Here is an 18984-nt window from a genome sequence, read left to right as displayed (position 1 = left end):
GTATATTTTTAAAGATGGAGGATAAATGCGTAGAATATTAATGGATATGAGATGGGAAGGGACTGGTGGAATAGGGACTTTTGCAAAGGAAATCAATAGAATTAATCGTTATGAGACGCCTGGTTTTTCTGGCAAGCCTTATTCACCTTTTGATCCTATAAAAACAGCGCTTAGGTTAATAAAGAAAAAAAACAGTGTTGTTTTCTTCCCAGGATTTTTACCACCTCTTTTTTCATTAGAACCATACGTATTTACTATACATGATTTAAACCATTTAGATCGCCAAGATAACTCAAGTTTTTTTAAAAAAGCTTTTTATAATTTCATCATTAAGCGCGGTTGTTCAAAATCGAAATTCATTTTTACTGTTTCAGAATTCTCTAAATCAAGAATAGTACAGTGGTCAGGGCAAGATCCATCAAAAATAATCAACGTTGGTAACGGTGTTGCTGAATGCTTTACACCGGAAGGTGAGAAGAAAAATTTCGGGTTTAAATACTTGCTGTGCGTGAGTAATCGGAAAACACATAAAAATGAATATAATACTATTTTAGCGTTCAAGAAGTCCGGGTTATATAATGAATATAAACTGGTGTTTACTGGATCTCCAAATGAAACTATTTCAGATTTTATAGAACATCATGGCTTGACGGAATCCGTCCATTTCACTGGGTATTTAAAGGATGATGAACTACCGCTTTTATACAGAGGAGCAGCAGCTTTAGTATTTGTTTCTTTTTATGAAGGGTTTGGATTACCAGTGATAGAAGCCATGGCAAGTGGTATCCCAGTGGTAACGTCAAGGACAACTTCTTTGGGTGAGGTGGCAGGTGATGCTGCGTTATTGGTTGACCCAGAAAATATAAATGAAATTGCGGATGCTATAAATCAGATTATTTTAGATAATAATTGTCGGCAGCAACTTGTAAATAAAGGATTAATGCAGGCAAGAAAGTTTACGTGGGAAGAAGTTGCACGAAAAGTTGATAATCATCTCCGACGTATTAAATGATTTAAAAAACATATACTTAATCATAGTATTCTTTACTAGTTGTAAAACATATAATGGCAATATTAGACTCACATGTCGTAATTGATGTATGTTTTATTATACTTATGATGTATATTTCTGGTTAAAATGATATGAAGCGACCCTTCATTATCAATGTATTGAGGTTATTCATGAGCAAGGATTTAAATGTTGGAATTGTCGCGGATTGGCTTGTGACTTATGCGGGCTCAGAGAAAGTAATAAAAGAGTTTATAGAATTATATCCTAACGCTAGCTTATATTCAGTAGTTGATTATTTATCAGAAAGCGATCGACAATTATTTAATGGTAAAAGGGCAACCACAACATTTATACAGAATATGCCTTTTGCTAAGAAAAAATATCAAAAATATCTACCGTTAATGCCATTAGCAATTGAACAACTTGATGTTTCCAAACATGACATAGTTTTGTCCAGCAGTCATGCTGTATCCAAAGGAGTTTTGACGGGGCCTGATCAACTCCATATTAGCTATGTTCATTCTCCTATACGATATGCTTGGGATTTACAACATCAGTATTTGAAAGAGGCTGGAATGGATTCTGGAGTTAAAGGATTATTAGCAAAATGGCTATTGCACAAAATTAGGATATGGGATCATCGTACTTCCAATGGAGTTGATCATTTTATTGCAAACTCCAAATTTATTGCGCGAAGAATAAAAAAAGTTTATGGACGGGAAGCTGATGTGATATATCCACCTGTTGATGTGGAGCGCTTTTCATTATGTGAATGCAAAGATGATTATTATTTTACAGCCTCCAGAATGGTTCCCTATAAGCGAATGGATCTTATTGTCGAAGCCTTTAGCCATATGCCTGATAAAAAGCTAGTTGTTATTGGTGATGGTTCTGAAATGGATAAAATCAAGTCTAAAGCTACAAAAAATATTGAAATTTTAGGATATCAGCCTAATTCAGTAATGCAAGAACATATGAGGCAAGCGAAAGCTTTTGTTTTCGCTGCTGAAGAAGATTTTGGCATTACCCCTGTAGAGGCTCAAGCCTGTGGAACTCCAGTTATTGCCTTTGGTAAAGGTGGGGCACTTGAAACGGTCAAAAGTAATGTAACAGGGATACTTTTTGAGAGACAAGAAATCTCATCTATTATTGATGCTGTAAACAAATTTGAACTTAATCAAGATAGAATCTCATATATGGAATGTAGATTGAATGCTGAAAAATTTTCTGTGCCAAGATTCCAAAACGAAATCTCAGCTTATATCTCTGAAAAATACAAGTTATTTGAAGATTCCAGAAATAAATAATTTATGCTTTATATAGAGATAGTATTATGAATGAGGCAATAAAAGCTATTGAATACGAAACCATTAACACTAGAAACTATACATCCGTAAAATTACTTATATTCATTATCGCACTTTCTTGTCAATTAACAGACATTACGATCGGCCCTGTGAAGTTTTGGGAGCTTCTGGCAATAATTTTTTTTCCATTCTTTATAAGGCGTGTTGAGAAAAAAATGCTATGGTTTTTACTTGCATTTACTATTCTTCTTTTGCTATCAATATTCAAAGGTATGATTAGTTCAATTCATTATGAGTACTTTTCTACCTTGAAAAGCAAGTATAGTATTTCTCTGGTGCGTTACGTAGAACTTATATTATGCTTAATAGTAGCGTTAATACCGTTCAATTTGATAAAAAATAAAAGATTAGACTTTGATTATATTGTTAAAAAGTTTCTCACTTATAATGTATTTCTCACGATCATTATACTCCTTCTTTATGCCATTGATATTGTCTTGAAAACTTCACTGGTATCGTATGGTAGTACTTTTAGATTGAGAGGGTTTTACGTCGAAGGTGGCCCATATGGGCTTTACATAGCAACTTTGATTTTTCTCGAACTAACATTTTATAAAAGAAAAATAATTACAACTTTCTTTCTTATTGCACTGTTATTAACGCAGTCTAAAGCTGGCTTTGTTGCTTTCTTTGTTTTTTTATTTTTTATACTTTTCCAAAATAATAGATTTTTAAGTGGCTTTTTGAATCCCAAGAATATATTTCGTTTTTTTATGACGATTTTAATAGTAGTTTTAATTGGGGTTGGTGCCACTTATAAGATTGCTAACAATTATTATCAAGATATACAGAACATTGATGAAGAAATTAAGGGCAGAGAAAATGATTCATCATTAGTAATGGGTAGGATTGCTGCCACGGATATTGGTCCAAGAATTTTACAGGATAATCCATTTTTAGGTGTGGGATTAGGTGCATATTCCTTAGTCCGTAATAATGTGAATTATCGTGGCTCTTTTCCTGTCGTGACAGGATGGGATCTAACTGGATTGGGAGGCTTTTTTAATTTATTAGTAGAAAATGGTGTAATCGGTTTATTGATATTTATTTTTGCAATAAAAAAATATTTTAAGTTGGACAAAATAGGAATATATTTCCTTCTGCTTTTTTGTGTGCCTTTTATTTTCGGTGCTCAGCTTTATATGATTTATCCTTGGTTGTATTTAGGGTTGTATTATGCTTTTAAGAAGAGTAGTTAAGCTGGTAAAGAAAATGATTTTATCGATTAATATCGAGAGGGGAAAATGGGCATATCAAGACGACAACTTTTTAACTTTATAGCCCCGCTAGGTACTTTATCTTTTTTGATGCCTGGCACATCGAGGGCTAAAATAGATAACGGCGCAACTCTCTCAAATGAAAAAGATTTAACAAATAGTAAAACTTATCTAGCTAACCGTGTTTCTGTATCGCCGATTGATTTTGGCGCAGTGTCAAATAATGCTGATATAGATCACACAGAAATTATTTTGAGGGTAATTAAATTTGCGGAACAAAATAATAAAGCTGTTGATTTGAGAGGTGGGCCATGGAGGATTACTCGTGCACTAGATTTTACAAATATTAAACAGATTATTGTTGACTGGACAGGACGATTAATAGTAAATCCTAATTCATTTAAAGACGAAAACGGTTATGTTGTATATATTGGTGTACCAGGCAGTAATGTCAAAAATGGCCGAGCGATATATACCTCTATAGTTGGAGTATTATTAATTATCTCCGAAAACCGTGATGCTACCCTTAATGGTGTATTCATTAAGGGTAACTTTTTGACTATAGATAGCATTAGAGCAATTAATTTTAACGGTACTGGAATTCATATTTCTGCGACTTGGGACTCAACAATCCAAAGTATTTCGGCTGAACGTTGTGGAAATGTTAAGAATTTTCAACTACGGATAGAGCCGGGTGGTGATACTTCGAATTGTTTATTTATTGGAAGGATACAGAGCGAAAGGGCCTACCATAAATGTTTAGAAATTAAGTGCATACGTTCAGTTATTAATACTATCCACGCCGAGAGAACCTTAATTCAGACAGACGATGATGGCACGAAGCCCTTAATCTCAGGTTTAAAGTATGTAAATGTCTCTATTCAAATTGGAAACTCAACAATTAATCAGATGATATATGACAATGTTTCCGATAAAGTTGCCACGAGTCAGGTTTTTAGTTCTGTAGTAATAAATCTTGATCAATCCTCGATGAGAGATGGTCAATTTAACACCAGTCATGTTGTATCTAATTTCGGTCGTAATTCAGCATTTGAAAATTTTGCTGTATATCAATTTTTCTCTGGTAAAGGAGTTAGAGATTCTAGTTTTAGTAATTTTAAAGTTAAAAAATCTTTTTTGGCTAAATCAAATATAAGAATTATTGGTGGCAACATTAAAAATTTATCTTTAGCGAAAGATGCTGAAAATATTTTATTGAATGGTTGCAATATTTCCTCTGTATTATTAGGGGAAAAGATGACCAATATTTTTTTTGCAAACTGCACATTTGCCAAATCAGCCGAGATCAGCGATTCGCCTACTGCAAACTATGATCATTTAAATCTATCTAACCCAGTCATTTTCTCAGACTGTACTTTCAAAGGTCTGGTATCTGGTGTTGATATCACTCCTTTAAGTATCAGAGGTGGTAATATTAGAGAGGTCAATTTAAAGAGTAATTCACGCGTTTATTTTGAAAACGTTTCGATTGGCAGTTTTAGTTATATAGGTAGACCTTTATTTACCACAAGAAATTGTTACATTGAAAAATTGGTTTCATGGTCGCAGCCTTCAAATGATGTTTATCAGCGGGGCATGACCACTGAAATTTCCACTGATGAAGGGATAACTCAATATATCTATAAAAGTCCACAAGTAGGCTGGGTTAAAATTGAATGAATTCAAGATTATAAAAATAATAAACTTGCTAAATATTTTTTTTAAAATTACTTCAGACTACATACTTTCTCATTTTTCTTTCAGTACTTGGGGTAAATTTCTTTCACTTCTTAAAACGATTCCTATCATTGAGTTAAATATTTATGAGCTTAAAAGAGAAGACTGTTAGAGGCGCAAAATGGTCTGCTATTACGACAATTGCAAGTATCGCTATATCATTTCTCCAAATAACTTTGTTAGCCCATATTCTTGCGCCACACCAATTTGGTATACTCACTATATCATTGCTGATTATTATGGTTGCAGATACAATTTCTGATTTCGGAATATCTAATTCAATAATACAGAAAAAAGAAATATCGAATTCAGAGTTAACAACCTTATATTGGATAAACGTCTCATTAGGTATTTTTGTATTTGCTGTCGTTTTCTTATTTAGTAGACAGATCTCTTTGCTATTTAATCAACCTGATGTCAAAGAATTGATTCAAACACTTGCTTTTGCATTTTTAATCATTCCGCATGGACAGCAGTTTAGAGCGCTTATGCAAAAGGAGCTTGATTTTACGAAAGTGGGGATCATAGAAACTTTGTCTTTGATCATTGGTTTTACTGTGACTTTAACTTCAGCTTATGTATACCCATTCGCGATAACGGCGATATGGGGATACCTCTGTATGTCATTATCTCGTACTCTTATGTTTTCTATTGTTGGTAGAAAAATATACAAGCCATCCTTCAGCTTTAAATTACAAGGGATATCATCTAATCTAAAATTTGGTGCTTTTTTAACAGCAGATGCGTTGATTAATCAACTTAATTCAAATATTGCTACTATCGTTCTATCGCGTTCTCTGGGAGCTATAATTGCAGGGGGATATAATCTTGCTAGCAATGTAGCTGTAGTTCCACCGTCTCGCCTTAATCCAATACTGACAAGAGTTCTTTTTCCAGCATTTTCAAAAATACAAAATGATAATGAAAAATTAAAAACTAATTTTTATAAACTTTTGTCATTTGTCGGTTTGATTAACTTTCCGGCATTGTTGGGATTGTTAGTTGTTTCCAATAATTTTGTCCTTACTCTATTCGGTGAAAAATGGATATTCATTACACCCATTTTACAAGTTTTATGTGTCGTTGGGCTTTTACGCTCTATTGGAAATCCTATTGGTGCTTTGCTGATGGCAAAAGCTCGAGTTGATGTTAGTTTTAAATTTAACGTATTTAAATTCTTTCTTTTTATTCCTATGATTTGGTTAGGCGCAAAATTTGGAGGGGGAACTGGTGCCGCGTTAGGTTTTTTATTGGTGCAAGTGATAAACACCTGCTTAAGTTATTTTATACTTATTAAGCCGGTTTTAGGAAGTAGTTATCGTGAATACATCATGAGTATACTTCTTCCCTTAAAAATGACGTTGCCTACTATGCTAACTGCATGGTTGGCAGGATTATTTAGTTTATCCGGTTCTCCGCTAATAACATTAGTTATACAAATTATCGTTGGTATAGTGACATTTAGTATGACATTGATTTTCAGCAATAATCAATTTGTTTCCGAAATGAAGTGTTATATTGTTAAAAACCCTAAAATTAGAAAATTTATTAGAGCGTAAATAATATGCATCCTATGATTGCTTTGAAGAAGAAATTAGACGTTATAGAGAAAGTTGTTCCATCAGGGAGTCGTGTTATTTATTTAGATATCCCATTACATCTCAATGTCGGAGATTTGTTAATTTATAAAGGTACTGAACAGTTTTTTCGAGAAAAGAAATATCAAGTATTGGCTAGACGTACTGATAAAGGTAGTTTAAAATACGTCCAGTCTTTAAGGAGCCTACCAGAAGATGTTATTATACTTCTGCATGGAGGTGGAAATTTTGGGGATTTATATCCAAAACATCAAATTTTACGTGAAGAAGTAGTCAAGGCGTTTCCAAATAATAAAATCGTTTACCTGCCTCAGACGGTACATTTTAAAGATCAGCAAGCTTTGAACGATTCAGCAAAAATAATACGTAAACATAAAAATTTGACTATCTTTTGTCGTGATCTTAACAGCGAAAAATTGCTTAAAGAGAAGTTTTGCGATAATGTTATTATGTGTCCAGACATGGCTCACTCATTATGGCAAATTTTCCCTAGGCAAAATAAGACTCAAGTTGCTCGCGATACGCTATGGATGTTACGCAAAGATATTGAGAAAACCGATCTATCAGGCCTTAGTGATGCTCCTGAATCTTCTATGTATGAGGATTGGGAAGATATTTGCTCGAATAAGGATCGTTTTATAATGAGAGCTCTTGTCAAAGCTGAACGCATAAATAATATCGCTGGAAGATACATTATCCCTACGTCCCAGCTCTGGGGGAATTATACTGATCAGCTTGTAAAACGTGTCAATGAATACTTCCTTTCTCATAAGATTGTCGTTACTTCAAGGATGCATGGCCATATTTTATGTTGCCTTCTTGATATGCCAACTAAACTTCTCGATAATTCCTATGGGAAAAACTCTACATATTACGATGCTTGGACGCATACCGTTCCTAATTGCGAGTTAGTTAAAGTATGAACAGCATCAATATTCCCACTGTTTCGGTCATCATCCCCGTATACAATGTAAAGGATTATGTTTTACAAGCAATTGACTCTGTTATAAATCAAAAGGTTAAACCCTTTGAAGTTATTATCGTTGATGACGGCTCTACTGATGGTTCTGGCGATATCATTGACGCTAATTATGGCCAAATCCCTTTTGTAAAAATTATTCATACAATTAATCAGGGGTTGGGACAAGCACGTAATGAAGGCACAATGTTGGCATCCGGCGAGTTTATCTATTATTTCGATTCAGATGATTTATTAATGCCGGATCTAATAAGCGATTTCATTAAAATCTATAAAGAAAATCCATGCATCGATGTATTTGCATTTTCTGCTGAATCATTTTCTGATGAAAGTACATCAGATGCAAACATTCAAAAAGATAAACTGCCTGTGTATAAACGTACAATCGAAGGCGTATATGATACTGGTTGTAATGCTTTTGTAAAACTATCTCAAAATGGAACTTTTTTTCCTAATGCTTGGCTTTACATTTTCAAAAAAAGCCTTCAAAGCGATAATAATTTATTCTTTAAAAGAATTATTCACGAGGATGAGGAATTTACTCCCCGTTTATTTCTTAAGGCTTCCTTAACAGTTATAACTAATAAGAAGTATTTCAAGCGACGAGTGCGAGCAGGCTCTATAATGCAAACTTCTCGTTCAGAGAAAAATATCATAGGTTATCTTGAGAGTATAAATACTTTGGTGGAACTAAAAAATAATTCAACCGGGTTATGTGAAAAATATCTTAATGTAAGAATTAGACAGAATATTGTACATATTTTTTCAATATTAAAGCAATCTAATATCACTTTAAGCCAATCCACTAATGAGTCACTTGCCAAAGTTCTTAAAGGAAACACTGATTCGTTAGTATTTATAGCTAAGTATAACGTTTTTATTTATAAAGTCGCTAAATACTTCTTAAAAAGAATTGGATTCATTGTATAAAGTCAAACGTTACGATATATAATTGTTGAAACCTTACAATTGTTCATTATGTTATCCCTATTAATGAGTAACACAATTTCAACCTATGCTCTTCAATCATTTTGCGCTAACATATTCATCACATTTAAGCTGCGAACAGTCGCAGTGACCACACCTGACAGGAGTATGTAATGTCCAAGCAACAGATCGGGGTTGTCGGTATGGCAGTGATGGGGCGTAACCTTGCGCTCAACATCGAGAGCCGTGGTTATACCGTCTCCGTTTTCAACCGCTCCCGTGAAAAGACCGAAGAAGTGATTGCCGAGAATCCAGGCAAGAAACTGGTCCCTCATTATACTGTGCAAGAGTTTGTTGAATCACTCGAGACTCCGCGCCGTATCCTGTTAATGGTGAAGGCGGGTGCAGGCACTGACAGTGCCATCGACTCTCTGAAGCCTTACCTGGATAAGGGTGACATCATCATTGATGGTGGTAACACCTTCTTCCAGGATACTATTCGTCGCAATCGCGAACTTTCTGCAGAAGGCTTTAACTTCATTGGCACCGGTGTGTCCGGCGGTGAAGAGGGCGCGCTTAAAGGTCCTTCTATCATGCCTGGTGGTCAGAAAGAAGCTTATGAGCTGGTTGCTCCAATTCTCAAGCAGATTGCTGCAGTTGCAGAAGACGGTGAGCCGTGCGTAACCTATATCGGTGCGGATGGTGCTGGTCATTATGTCAAAATGGTTCACAACGGTATTGAATACGGTGATATGCAGCTGATCGCTGAAGCCTACGCTTTACTGAAAGGTGGCCTGGCGCTTTCTAATGAAGAGCTTGCGCAAACTTTCACTGAGTGGAATGAAGGTGAGCTGAGCAGCTATCTGATTGACATCACCAAAGACATCTTCACCAAAAAGGATGAAGAGGGTAAATACCTGGTTGACGTGATCCTTGATGAAGCAGCAAACAAAGGTACCGGTAAATGGACCAGTCAGAGTTCTCTGGATCTGGGCGAACCGCTATCGCTTATCACTGAGTCAGTCTTTGCTCGCTATATCTCCTCCCTGAAAGACCAGCGTGTTGCTGCTTCTAAAGTTCTTACCGGGCCGCAAGCGAAGACTGCTGGTGATAAAGCTGAGTTCATTGAGAAAGTTCGTCGCGCTCTCTATCTGGGCAAAATCGTCTCTTACGCTCAAGGTTTCTCCCAGCTCCGTGCTGCGTCTGATGAATACCACTGGGATCTGAACTACGGCGAGATTGCTAAAATCTTCCGTGCAGGCTGCATCATCCGTGCTCAGTTCCTGCAAAAGATCACTGATGCCTATGAGCAGAATGCGGGTATTGCCAACCTGCTGCTGGCGCCTTACTTCAAGCAGATCGCCGATGATTATCAACAAGCGCTGCGTGATGTGGTTGCTTACGCAGTGCAGAATGGTATTCCGGTTCCAACCTTCTCTGCGGCTATTGCTTACTACGATAGCTATCGTTCCGCTGTTCTGCCTGCTAACCTGATTCAGGCTCAGCGTGATTATTTCGGCGCGCATACATATAAGCGTACTGATAAAGAAGGCGTATTCCATACTGAATGGCTTGATTAATTCGTGATAAAACAGCCTGGCAAGAGCCAGGTTGTTTTTTAATGGGGTAACACGGAATCTAATTTCAGTTTTTATTAGAAAATATAAGATTTATATTCCATCCGAAATGTTTTTAATCTTTCTTCTTTTGCAATTTTGTCAAAATTTGCAAAAGAAGAAGTCATTACTTCCATAACGTCATATTTAATATTTCATTTTATTAAGGATTTTATCATGTTACTTCCTGTGATTATGGCGGGTGGCACCGGTAGCCGCCTGTGGCCGATGTCCCGTGAACTCTATCCAAAACAGTTTCTCCGACTGTACGGGCAGAACTCCATGTTGCAGGAAACCATCTCGCGTCTCTCCGGTCTGGATACCCATGAGCCTATGGTTATCTGCAATGAAGAGCACCGCTTTCTGGTGGCTGAACAGCTGAGGCAGCTCGGTAAACTGTCAAAAAATATCATCCTCGAGCCGGTGGGCCGCAACACGGCACCGGCCATCGCCCTCGCGGCGCTGCAGGCCACGCAGAATGGCGATGACCCGCTGATGCTTGTCCTGGCAGCGGACCATATCATCAATAATCAGCAGGTCTTCCACGACGCCATTCGCGTCGCGGAGCAGTATGCGCAGGCTGACCATCTGGTCACCTTCGGTATCGTTCCGAACACCCCCGAAACCGGCTACGGCTATATCCAGCGCGGCAATGCGCTGGGGGAAGGGGAGCACACGCCTTATCAGGTCGCCCGCTTTGTCGAGAAGCCGGACCTGGAGCGTGCGCAGGCCTATCTGGCCTCCGGAGAATATTACTGGAACAGCGGCATGTTCATGTTCCGGGCGAAAAAGTATCTCTCCGAACTGGCAAAATTCCGCCCGGATATTCTCGAAGTCTGCACGGCTGCGGTCCGCGCCGCCGACAGCGGCAGCGACTTTATCAGCATCCCGCATGAGGTGTTCAGCACCTGTCCCGACGAATCCGTTGACTATGCGGTGATGGAAAAGACCGCCGATGCGGTGGTGGTGGGGCTGGATGCCGACTGGAGCGACGTCGGCTCCTGGTCAGCCCTGTGGGACGTCAGCCCGAAAGATGAGCTGGGCAACGTGCTGACCGGCGATGCCTGGGTGCACAACAGCCAGAACTGCTACATCAACAGCGACGAAAAGCTGGTGGCGGCTATCGGCGTTGAGGACCTGGTGATCGTCAGCACCAAGGATGCGGTGCTGGTGATGAATAAAAACCGCGCCCAGGACGTGAAAAAGGTCGTGGAGTACCTGAAGGCCAACCAGCGCAGCGAATACAAACGACACCGCGAAATCTACCGTCCGTGGGGCCGCAGCGATGTGGTGGTCCAGACGCCGCGGTTCAACGTTAACCGTATCACCGTCAAGCCGGGCGGGGCGTTCTCCATGCAGATGCACCACCACCGCGCCGAGCACTGGGTGATCCTCGCCGGGACGGGGCAGATAACGGTCAACGGCAAGCAGTTCCTGCTGACTGAAAATCAGTCGACCTTTATTCCCATTGGTGCCGAGCACTGCCTCGAGAACCCGGGACGTATCCCGCTGGAAGTGCTGGAGATCCAGTCCGGCTCCTACCTGGGCGAAGACGATATTATCCGTATTAAAGACCAGTATGGTCGTTGCTAATTTGTATTTAAGGATTAAATAGATGGCAAAATTAAATTGTTTTAAAGCTTACGATATCCGCGGCGAACTGGGCGAAGAATTAAACGAAGATATCGCCTACCGTATCGGACGCGCCTACGGTGAATTTCTGAAGCCGAAAACGATCGTGGTGGGTGGCGATGTGCGTCTGACCAGCGAGTCGCTGAAGCTGGCGCTGGCCAGAGGCCTGATGGATGCGGGAACGGACGTGCTGGATATTGGTCTGAGCGGGACCGAAGAGATTTACTTCGCCACCTTCCACCTGGGCGTGGACGGCGGGATAGAGGTGACGGCCAGCCATAACCCGATGAACTACAACGGCATGAAGCTGGTGCGTGAAAACGCGAAGCCCATCAGCGGCGACACCGGGCTGCGCGATATCCAGCGCCTGGCGGAAGAGAACCAGTTTGCGCCGGTGGATGCGTCCCGTCGCGGCACCCTGCGACAGATATCGGTGCTGCAGGAGTACGTGGATCACCTTATGGGCTACGTGAACCTGGCCAGCTTCACCCGTCCGCTGAAGCTGGTGGTGAACTCCGGCAACGGCGCAGCCGGTCACGTGATTGATGAAGTGGAGAAACGTTTTGTGGCGGCAGGCGTGCCGGTGACCTTTATCAAGGTGCATCACCAGCCGGACGGCCACTTCCCGAACGGTATCCCGAACCCGCTGCTGCCGGAGTGCCGGCAGGACACCGCGGATGCGGTGCGCGAGCACGGCGCGGACATGGGTATCGCCTTTGACGGTGACTTCGACCGCTGCTTTATGTTTGATAACGATGCAGAATTTATCGAAGGCTATTATATTGTTGGCCTGCTGGCGGAAGCGTTCCTGCAGAAGCAGCCGGGTGCCCGGATTATTCACGACCCGCGGCTGACGTGGAATACGGTGGATATGGTGACCCGCAGCGGCGGCACGCCGGTGATGTCGAAGACCGGGCACGCGTTCATTAAAGAGCGGATGCGTCAGGAAGATGCGATTTACGGCGGGGAGATGAGCGCACACCACTATTTCCGCGATTTCGCCTACTGCGACAGCGGGATGATCCCGTGGCTGCTGGTGGCGGAGCTGCTGTGTCTGAAGAACAGCCCGCTGAAGGCGCTGGTGGCGGACCGGCAGGCGGCGTTCCCGGCGTCGGGGGAAATAAACCGCAAGCTGGAGAATGCGGCGGCGGCAATAGCGCGCATCCGTGAGCGCTATGAACCGGATGCCGTCAACGTGGACACCACAGACGGCATCAGTATTGAATATCCGGAGTGGCGTTTTAACCTGCGCAGCTCGAACACCGAGCCGGTAGTGCGCCTCAACGTCGAGTCAAAAGCTGATGATGAATTAATGAAGGCTAAAACAGAAGAAATATTAGCTTTACTTAAATAGAAATTATTCTGTTTAGAGCCATAGGATTGATGTGTGGAATTATGCATAACCTTATGGCTCTTTCTTGACTTCCCATCTTTCTGAGAGTAAAACCGCCACAAGTGTTGATTACCAGGGTGGCTAATTTGCCGCCGTCCAGTTAACTGATTAAAGTGTGATCGAATGAAAATTACTATTTCCGGTACCGGTTATGTCGGTTTATCGAATGGCATCCTGATTGCGCAAAACCACGAAGTGGTGGCGCTGGATATCATTCAATCCAAAGTTGATATGATTAACCAAAAGATTTCTCCGATTGTCGATAAGGAGATTCAGGAATACCTGGCGGAAAAACCGTTGAATTTTCGCGCAACAACTGACAAGCATGATGCTTATCGCAATGCAGATTATGTCATTATCGCCACGCCGACTGACTATGATCCGAAAACAAACTACTTCAATACGTCGACCGTTGAAGCCGTTATTCGCGATGTTACCGAGATTAACCCTGATGCGGTCATGATCATTAAATCAACCATCCCCGTTGGTTTCACTCGTGATATTAAAGAGCGCCTGGGCATTGATAATGTTATTTTCTCTCCAGAGTTCCTTCGTGAAGGCCGTGCGCTCTATGACAACCTGCACCCGTCGCGTATCGTTATTGGCGAGCGTTCGGAACGCGCGGAACGTTTTGCTAACCTCCTGAAAGAAGGGGCGATCAAGCAGGATATCCCGACGCTGTTTACTGATTCTACCGAAGCTGAAGCAATCAAATTATTTGCCAATACCTATCTGGCGCTGCGCGTGGCTTATTTCAATGAACTGGATAGCTACGCTGAGAGCCAGGGCCTGAACAGTAAGCAGATTATCGAAGGTGTGTGCCTCGACCCGCGTATTGGTAACCACTATAACAACCCGTCCTTTGGCTACGGTGGTTACTGCCTGCCGAAAGATACCAAGCAGCTGCTTGCGAACTACGAATCTGTACCGAATAACATTATTGGCGCCATCGTTGACGCTAACCGCACGCGTAAAGATTTCGTTGCTGACTCCATCCTGGCGCGTAAGCCTAAGGTCGTTGGGATCTATCGCCTGATCATGAAGAGTGGTTCTGATAACTTCCGCGCTTCCTCAATTCAGGGCATCATGAAGCGTATTAAGGCTAAAGGTATTCCGGTTATTATCTATGAACCGGTTATGCAGGAAGATGAATTCTTCAATTCCCGCGTAGTTCGCGATTTTGAGGCGTTCAAACAAGAAGCTGATGTGATTGTCTCTAACCGTATGGCTGAAGAGCTGTCGGATGTTGCTGATAAGGTATATACCCGCGATTTATTTGGCAGTGACTAATCTGTCTTCTGGCCGGGAGCAGCAGCTGCCGGCCACCGCTTTCCTCCCCCTCTAAATGATTACGCATTTCTCTTGCCAGTCTCACCGTTCCTTCACCCAAACCATATCCCCTTAAAAAACGTGACCCCGCTTAAATTCTTCAATTGTTCATCTTGTCGCAATCATTGAGGTCGGATATGTTAAATTCACCTTGTGAAGAGCTACCGTCACTGAGATGTAGACGCTGGAGATAAGCGCCGGAAGGTAAAACAGAGCCTGCTTGCAGGCTTTTGTTGTTTATAAGTTCCTGCCGATGTACAGCATCCTGCCCTGGAATGCGATGAGATTTAGATTCCAGTTTAAACCGACGCTTCGGGATCGTTCAGGGGGGGAGGTATAGTAGGCATGAGTTAGCCGTGGGCATAAAATCCTGATGTCTGGGATGTTGTTTCCGATTCTAGTAACTTTTATAAAATAGCTTCCAGCGCCAGCTGTAGAGACGGAACGTATCTCCACGGCTAGCAGTATTTTATATTATTATTTCCTATGCCAGTATTATAATTATATTAAGTTTTCTTTTCACCACTTTCGCTTGTTAAAAGTCAGCTTGGTTTTTTTCTGGTCCTTAATATAAGAAATCAGAAAATATACAGAAACAATCAACAGGATGGCAGCAACTGCTAAGAAAATTATGTTTGCCATAATTCGTACCAGAATGAAAGGAATGTGATAAATCCATTTGCTTGCGAACTAATACTTTTGACAAAGTCCGCCCTGAGATGCTTAACATATCCTGGAATTAAGAAAATTCCTATATGGAGGTTGTGGCTTTTTTACAGGAAAGTGAATAAATCTTTTTTATCGCTTCTGCTATGAATAAACGATCTGTAACAGACTTAAATGCCAGCCAGACCCTCTGGGGATGATAATCTGTCTAAGCTAATGCTCTTCAGATAGCGTAAGGGAAGGGCTGTATTCGGCTTCTGGTGATATTTTTTTTTACCAGATTCAGGTCTCGTTAATGTACGGTATGGGCTGTTCCGCGCCACTTTACCCAGCATGCTCTGTTACCGACAGAATCGTAAGATTGCTCAACATGGTCTACCAAACAGAAAAGCCGCAGCGGGGTGCCGCTGCGGCTTAATGGCATGCGCATTGCCCGGGGGCATTACACCTTATAATATGCCTTATACCAGTCAACGAAGTTCTTCACCCCCTGACTGACCGTTGTTTGCGGTCTGAACCCCACCATATCATACAGCGGCTTTGTATCCGCGCTGGTCTCAAGCACATCGCCTGGCTGAATAGGCATCATATTCTTTTCCGCGACCATACCCAGCGCTTCTTCCAGCGCAGTGATGTAATCCATCAGCTCAACCGGTGAGCTGTTCCCGATGTTATACACACGATAGGGCGCAGAGCTGTCAGCCGGGGAACCTGTCTCAACGGTCCATTCAGGATTGGGCTGCGGGATAATATCCTGCATCCGTACAATCGCCTCGACGATATCATCGATGTAGGTGAAGTCGCGCTTCATCTTGCCGTAGTTGTAGACATCAATACTCTTTCCTTCCAGCATGGCTTTTGTGAACTTGAACAGCGCCATGTCCGGACGGCCCCACGGGCCATAGACCGTAAAGAATCGCAATCCGGTGGTCGGAATACCATAAAGGTGAGAGTAGGTGTGCGCCATCAGCTCATTTGCTTTCTTCGTCGCGGCGTACAGAGAAACCGGATGGTCAACCGAATCGTCGGTTGAGAATGGCATCTTGCGGTTTAAACCATAAACCGAGCTCGATGAAGCATACAGCAAATGCTCAACGTGATTATGTCGGCAGCCTTCAAGAATGTTCAGATAACCAATCAGATTGGAATCAGCATAAGCGAACGGATTTTCCAGCGAGTAGCGAACGCCGGCCTGGGCAGCAAGGTGGATTACCCGGTTAAATTTCTCATGAGCAAAAAGTTGGGCAATACCTTCACGATCCGCCAGATCGATTTTATGGAAACTGAACAGGGGGGATTGCAGCAAATCCAGCCGGGCCTGCTTCAGATTGACATCATAGTAATCGTTCATGTTGTCGAGTCCGACAACCTCATGACCCGCCTGCAGAAGGCGTTTGCACGCATGAAAACCGATGAATCCTGCGGCTCCAGTCACTAAAAACTTCATATTTATCCTCCGGGTTCACTTTGCCCCGCTATATATAATTGCCGATTTTACACTGGCTTGCTGTAGGGATCACCTGCTTTACCGTTAGCGGTTAAGTTGTCGCCAGCAAAAGCTTGAGAGAAGCATTTCATAAGAGCCTTCCCCGCCAGAGAATGGCGTAAATAATAATTATTATCATGCAGTTAGCTTAGCTGGCAAATAATAACTCTGTGGTCTTTATGTCTGGTAATGATTTCTCTGTTCACAATGTGATCTTTTTTTCGAGATGAAATAAGTTGAATTCATATTGTCGTGATTTATGAATTTGCTTACGTTTCATGCATGATCATTCGGAAAAACCAAGCTAAAATTCGAATTGGTTTTTAAGTTGTTGATTTTATTTTTATTTCTTAAGCATCTGAGTGAGGGTGGAAAAAAGCCAGGCCTGAAGTTCATCTGTTGAATTTATTTTTCATTGAGCTTTTTCATTTTTATTCTTTTAGGCCAACGCGTATACTTCGCAGATAATTCGTTTGTATGGTGTATGTGTTGTCGAGATATGAACCACCCATCCCATCTTCTGGAACATATCGTGAGCGTAATGCTAAAAAAGAGAGTCAATCCGTTCTGCTCAGCCTCCACTGGTATCCAGAGTGTTCTGGCTTTCTCCCGCAGCGCTGCCGTTAACATCGCCATTCAGCGTATTTCTCTCGCTTCTCTCTACGCCTGCAAAGCATCTCTTTCCGCCAATGCGTCTGCCGACAGCGGCAGTGTTCTATCCTTACTAAATGAGAAAGTCCTGATGGATAGCCCTTACGGAAACGGCGAAAGTACTCTGCGTTTTTTGCGCGTGTGATGGTGCGATTACGGATGAAAACAGAGATATGTTCGCCAACATATCTCTGTTTTTAGAATGATTAAGCTCTCAGGCAGATCGTTAAGCGCCGAAGTGCTTAGCCTGTCTGGGGAACGACTCACCTGGCGCTAACGCAGCTACTGCATTAACGCCGTAAGAGAGTGGGTACAACAATAAGGCCCGACGCAATTTGGTAGCGAAAGCCAAGGGCGGTAGCGTGCGCAAAATCCAGCCTGAAGCCAAACGTGTGCCGTTGATTGATAGTAAACAAAATGATTATTTATTTAAGGATTTTATCATGTTACTTCCTGTGATTATGGCGGGTGGCACCGGTAGCCGCCTGTGGCCGATGTCCCGCGAACTCTATCCAAAACAGTTTCTCCGACTGTACGGGCAGAACTCCATGTTGCAGGAAACCATCTCGCGCCTCTCCGGCCTGGATACCCATGAGCCTATGGTTATCTGCAATGAAGAGCACCGCTTCCTGGTGGCCGAACAGCTGAGACAGCTTGGTAAACTGTCGAAAAATATCATCCTTGAGCCGGTGGGCCGCAACACGGCTCCGGCCATCGCCCTTGCGGCGCTGCAGGCCACGCAGAATGGCGATGACCCGCTGATGCTTGTCCTGGCAGCGGACCATATCATCAATAATCAGCAGGTCTTCCACGACGCCATTCGCGTCGCGGAGCAGTATGCGCAGGCTGACCATCTGGTCACCTTCGGTATCGTTCCGAACACCCCCGAAACCGGCTACGGCTATATCCAGCGCGGCAATGCGCTGGGGGAAGGGGAGCACACGCCTTATCAGGTCGCCCGCTTTGTCGAGAAGCCGGACCTGGAGCGTGCGCAGGCCTATCTGGCCTCCGGAGAATATTACTGGAACAGCGGCATGTTCATGTTCCGGGCGAAAAAGTATCTCTCCGAACTGGCAAAATTCCGCCCGGATATTCTCGAAGTCTGCACGGCTGCGGTCCGCGCCGCCGACAGCGGCAGCGACTTTATCAGCATCCCCCATGAGGTGTTCAGCACCTGTCCCGACGAATCCGTTGACTATGCGGTGATGGAAAAGACCGCCGATGCGGTGGTGGTGGGGCTGGATGCCGACTGGAGCGACGTCGGCTCCTGGTCAGCCCTGTGGGACGTCAGCCCGAAAGATGAGCTGGGCAACGTGCTGACCGGCGATGCCTGGGTGCACAACAGCCAGAACTGCTACATCAACAGCGACGAAA

15 protein-coding genes are annotated in these 18984 nt (G+C 42.5%); 13 read left to right on the top strand and 2 right to left on the bottom strand.

Going from position 1 to position 18984, the window contains the following annotated elements:
• Positions 1-25: 25 nt before the first annotated feature.
• The 11 genes from K2184_RS20195 (at position 26) to ugd (ending at position 14768) form a co-directional block, all read left to right on the top strand.
• Positions 26-1012 (top strand): glycosyltransferase family 4 protein, encoded by a 987-nt coding sequence (locus tag K2184_RS20195; protein ID WP_023321287.1) that lies wholly within the window; start codon positions 26-28, stop codon positions 1010-1012.
• 170 nt (positions 1013-1182) lie between these two features.
• Positions 1183-2319, top strand: coding sequence for a glycosyltransferase family 4 protein (locus K2184_RS20190; RefSeq protein ID WP_023321286.1), 1137 nt, complete (start codon positions 1183-1185; stop codon positions 2317-2319).
• A gap of 26 nt (positions 2320-2345) precedes the next feature.
• Positions 2346-3578, top strand: coding sequence for an O-antigen ligase family protein (locus tag K2184_RS20185; RefSeq protein WP_023321285.1), 1233 nt, complete (start codon positions 2346-2348; stop codon positions 3576-3578).
• A gap of 45 nt (positions 3579-3623) precedes the next feature.
• The gene (locus K2184_RS20180) at positions 3624-5276 is read left to right on the top strand and encodes a hypothetical protein (protein WP_125286525.1); all 1653 of its coding nucleotides are present in this window, start codon (positions 3624-3626) and stop codon (positions 5274-5276) included.
• A 143-nt stretch (positions 5277-5419) separates the two neighbouring features.
• A complete protein-coding gene (locus K2184_RS20175) occupies positions 5420-6892 on the top strand; it encodes an MOP flippase family protein (protein WP_023321283.1) in 1473 nt (490 codons plus the stop codon).
• Between the two features lie 14 nt (positions 6893-6906).
• Positions 6907-7854 (top strand): polysaccharide pyruvyl transferase family protein, encoded by a 948-nt coding sequence (locus tag K2184_RS20170; protein WP_049594096.1) that lies wholly within the window; start codon positions 6907-6909, stop codon positions 7852-7854.
• Positions 7851-8840, top strand: coding sequence for a glycosyltransferase family 2 protein (locus K2184_RS20165; RefSeq protein WP_196557165.1), 990 nt, complete (start codon positions 7851-7853; stop codon positions 8838-8840). The genes K2184_RS20170 and K2184_RS20165 overlap by 4 nt, the downstream gene beginning before the upstream one ends.
• Before the next feature lie 170 nt (positions 8841-9010).
• Entirely contained in the window at positions 9011-10417 is a 1407-nt protein-coding gene (gene gndA, locus K2184_RS20160) for an NADP-dependent phosphogluconate dehydrogenase (RefSeq protein ID WP_023321280.1), read from the top strand.
• Positions 10418-10630: 213 nt separating this feature from the next.
• Complete coding sequence (locus tag K2184_RS20155) at positions 10631-12046, top strand: mannose-1-phosphate guanylyltransferase/mannose-6-phosphate isomerase (RefSeq protein WP_023321279.1); 1416 nt, start codon at positions 10631-10633, stop codon at positions 12044-12046.
• A gap of 22 nt (positions 12047-12068) precedes the next feature.
• Positions 12069-13439 carry an O9 family phosphomannomutase RfbK gene (gene rfbK / locus K2184_RS20150; protein WP_023321278.1) on the top strand — a complete coding sequence of 457 codons (1371 nt, stop codon included), beginning with the start codon at positions 12069-12071 and terminating at the stop codon, positions 13437-13439.
• Between the two features lie 162 nt (positions 13440-13601).
• Positions 13602-14768 (top strand): UDP-glucose 6-dehydrogenase, encoded by a 1167-nt coding sequence (ugd, locus tag K2184_RS20145; protein ID WP_004103677.1) that lies wholly within the window; start codon positions 13602-13604, stop codon positions 14766-14768.
• A gap of 558 nt (positions 14769-15326) precedes the next feature.
• On the opposite strand, the gene K2184_RS20140 is transcribed toward ugd, so the two are convergent.
• Positions 15327-15449 (bottom strand): small membrane protein, encoded by a 123-nt coding sequence (locus K2184_RS20140; protein ID WP_004138729.1) that lies wholly within the window; start codon positions 15447-15449, stop codon positions 15327-15329.
• A gap of 466 nt (positions 15450-15915) precedes the next feature.
• Complete coding sequence (locus K2184_RS20135) at positions 15916-16920, bottom strand: NAD-dependent epimerase (RefSeq protein ID WP_004103673.1); 1005 nt, start codon at positions 16918-16920, stop codon at positions 15916-15918.
• A 571-nt stretch (positions 16921-17491) separates the two neighbouring features.
• On the opposite strand from K2184_RS20135, the gene K2184_RS20130 reads away from it, so the two are divergent.
• Both K2184_RS20130 and K2184_RS20125 read left to right on the top strand, forming a co-directional pair.
• On the top strand, positions 17492-17755 hold the full coding sequence (locus K2184_RS20130; protein ID WP_156529680.1) for a hypothetical protein: 264 nt from the start codon (positions 17492-17494) through the stop codon (positions 17753-17755).
• A gap of 298 nt (positions 17756-18053) precedes the next feature.
• Positions 18054-18984 (top strand): mannose-1-phosphate guanylyltransferase/mannose-6-phosphate isomerase (locus K2184_RS20125; protein WP_439237772.1); only part of this gene is annotated, 931 nt, incomplete at its 3' end.

It is taken from the genome of Klebsiella sp. K5-306, from assembly GCF_051835185.1.
GTDB lineage: Bacteria > Pseudomonadota > Gammaproteobacteria > Enterobacterales > Enterobacteriaceae > Klebsiella > Klebsiella oxytoca.
This window is presented reverse-complemented; position numbering and strand designations above follow the sequence as displayed.

Bases quoted from the DNA above. Each gene is read 5' to 3' on its own strand.
- K2184_RS20180 (WP_125286525.1), top strand. From the start codon at position 3,624: ATGGGCATATCAAGACGACAACTTTTTAACTTTATAGCCCCGCTAGGT.
- K2184_RS20170 (WP_049594096.1), top strand. From the start codon at position 6,907: ATGATTGCTTTGAAGAAGAAATTAGACGTTATAGAGAAAGTTGTTCCA.
- K2184_RS20195 (WP_023321287.1), top strand. From the start codon at position 26: ATGCGTAGAATATTAATGGATATGAGATGGGAAGGGACTGGTGGAATA.
- K2184_RS20165 (WP_196557165.1), top strand. From the start codon at position 7,851: ATGAACAGCATCAATATTCCCACTGTTTCGGTCATCATCCCCGTATAC.
- K2184_RS20190 (WP_023321286.1), top strand. From the start codon at position 1,183: ATGAGCAAGGATTTAAATGTTGGAATTGTCGCGGATTGGCTTGTGACT.
- K2184_RS20140 (WP_004138729.1), bottom strand. From the start codon at position 15,449: ATGGCAAACATAATTTTCTTAGCAGTTGCTGCCATCCTGTTGATTGTT.
- K2184_RS20185 (WP_023321285.1), top strand. From the start codon at position 2,346: ATGAATGAGGCAATAAAAGCTATTGAATACGAAACCATTAACACTAGA.
- K2184_RS20135 (WP_004103673.1), bottom strand. From the start codon at position 16,920: ATGAAGTTTTTAGTGACTGGAGCCGCAGGATTCATCGGTTTTCATGCG.
- K2184_RS20175 (WP_023321283.1), top strand. From the start codon at position 5,420: ATGAGCTTAAAAGAGAAGACTGTTAGAGGCGCAAAATGGTCTGCTATT.
- ugd (WP_004103677.1), top strand. From the start codon at position 13,602: ATGAAAATTACTATTTCCGGTACCGGTTATGTCGGTTTATCGAATGGC.
- gndA (WP_023321280.1), top strand. From the start codon at position 9,011: ATGTCCAAGCAACAGATCGGGGTTGTCGGTATGGCAGTGATGGGGCGT.
- K2184_RS20155 (WP_023321279.1), top strand. From the start codon at position 10,631: ATGTTACTTCCTGTGATTATGGCGGGTGGCACCGGTAGCCGCCTGTGG.
- rfbK (WP_023321278.1), top strand. From the start codon at position 12,069: ATGGCAAAATTAAATTGTTTTAAAGCTTACGATATCCGCGGCGAACTG.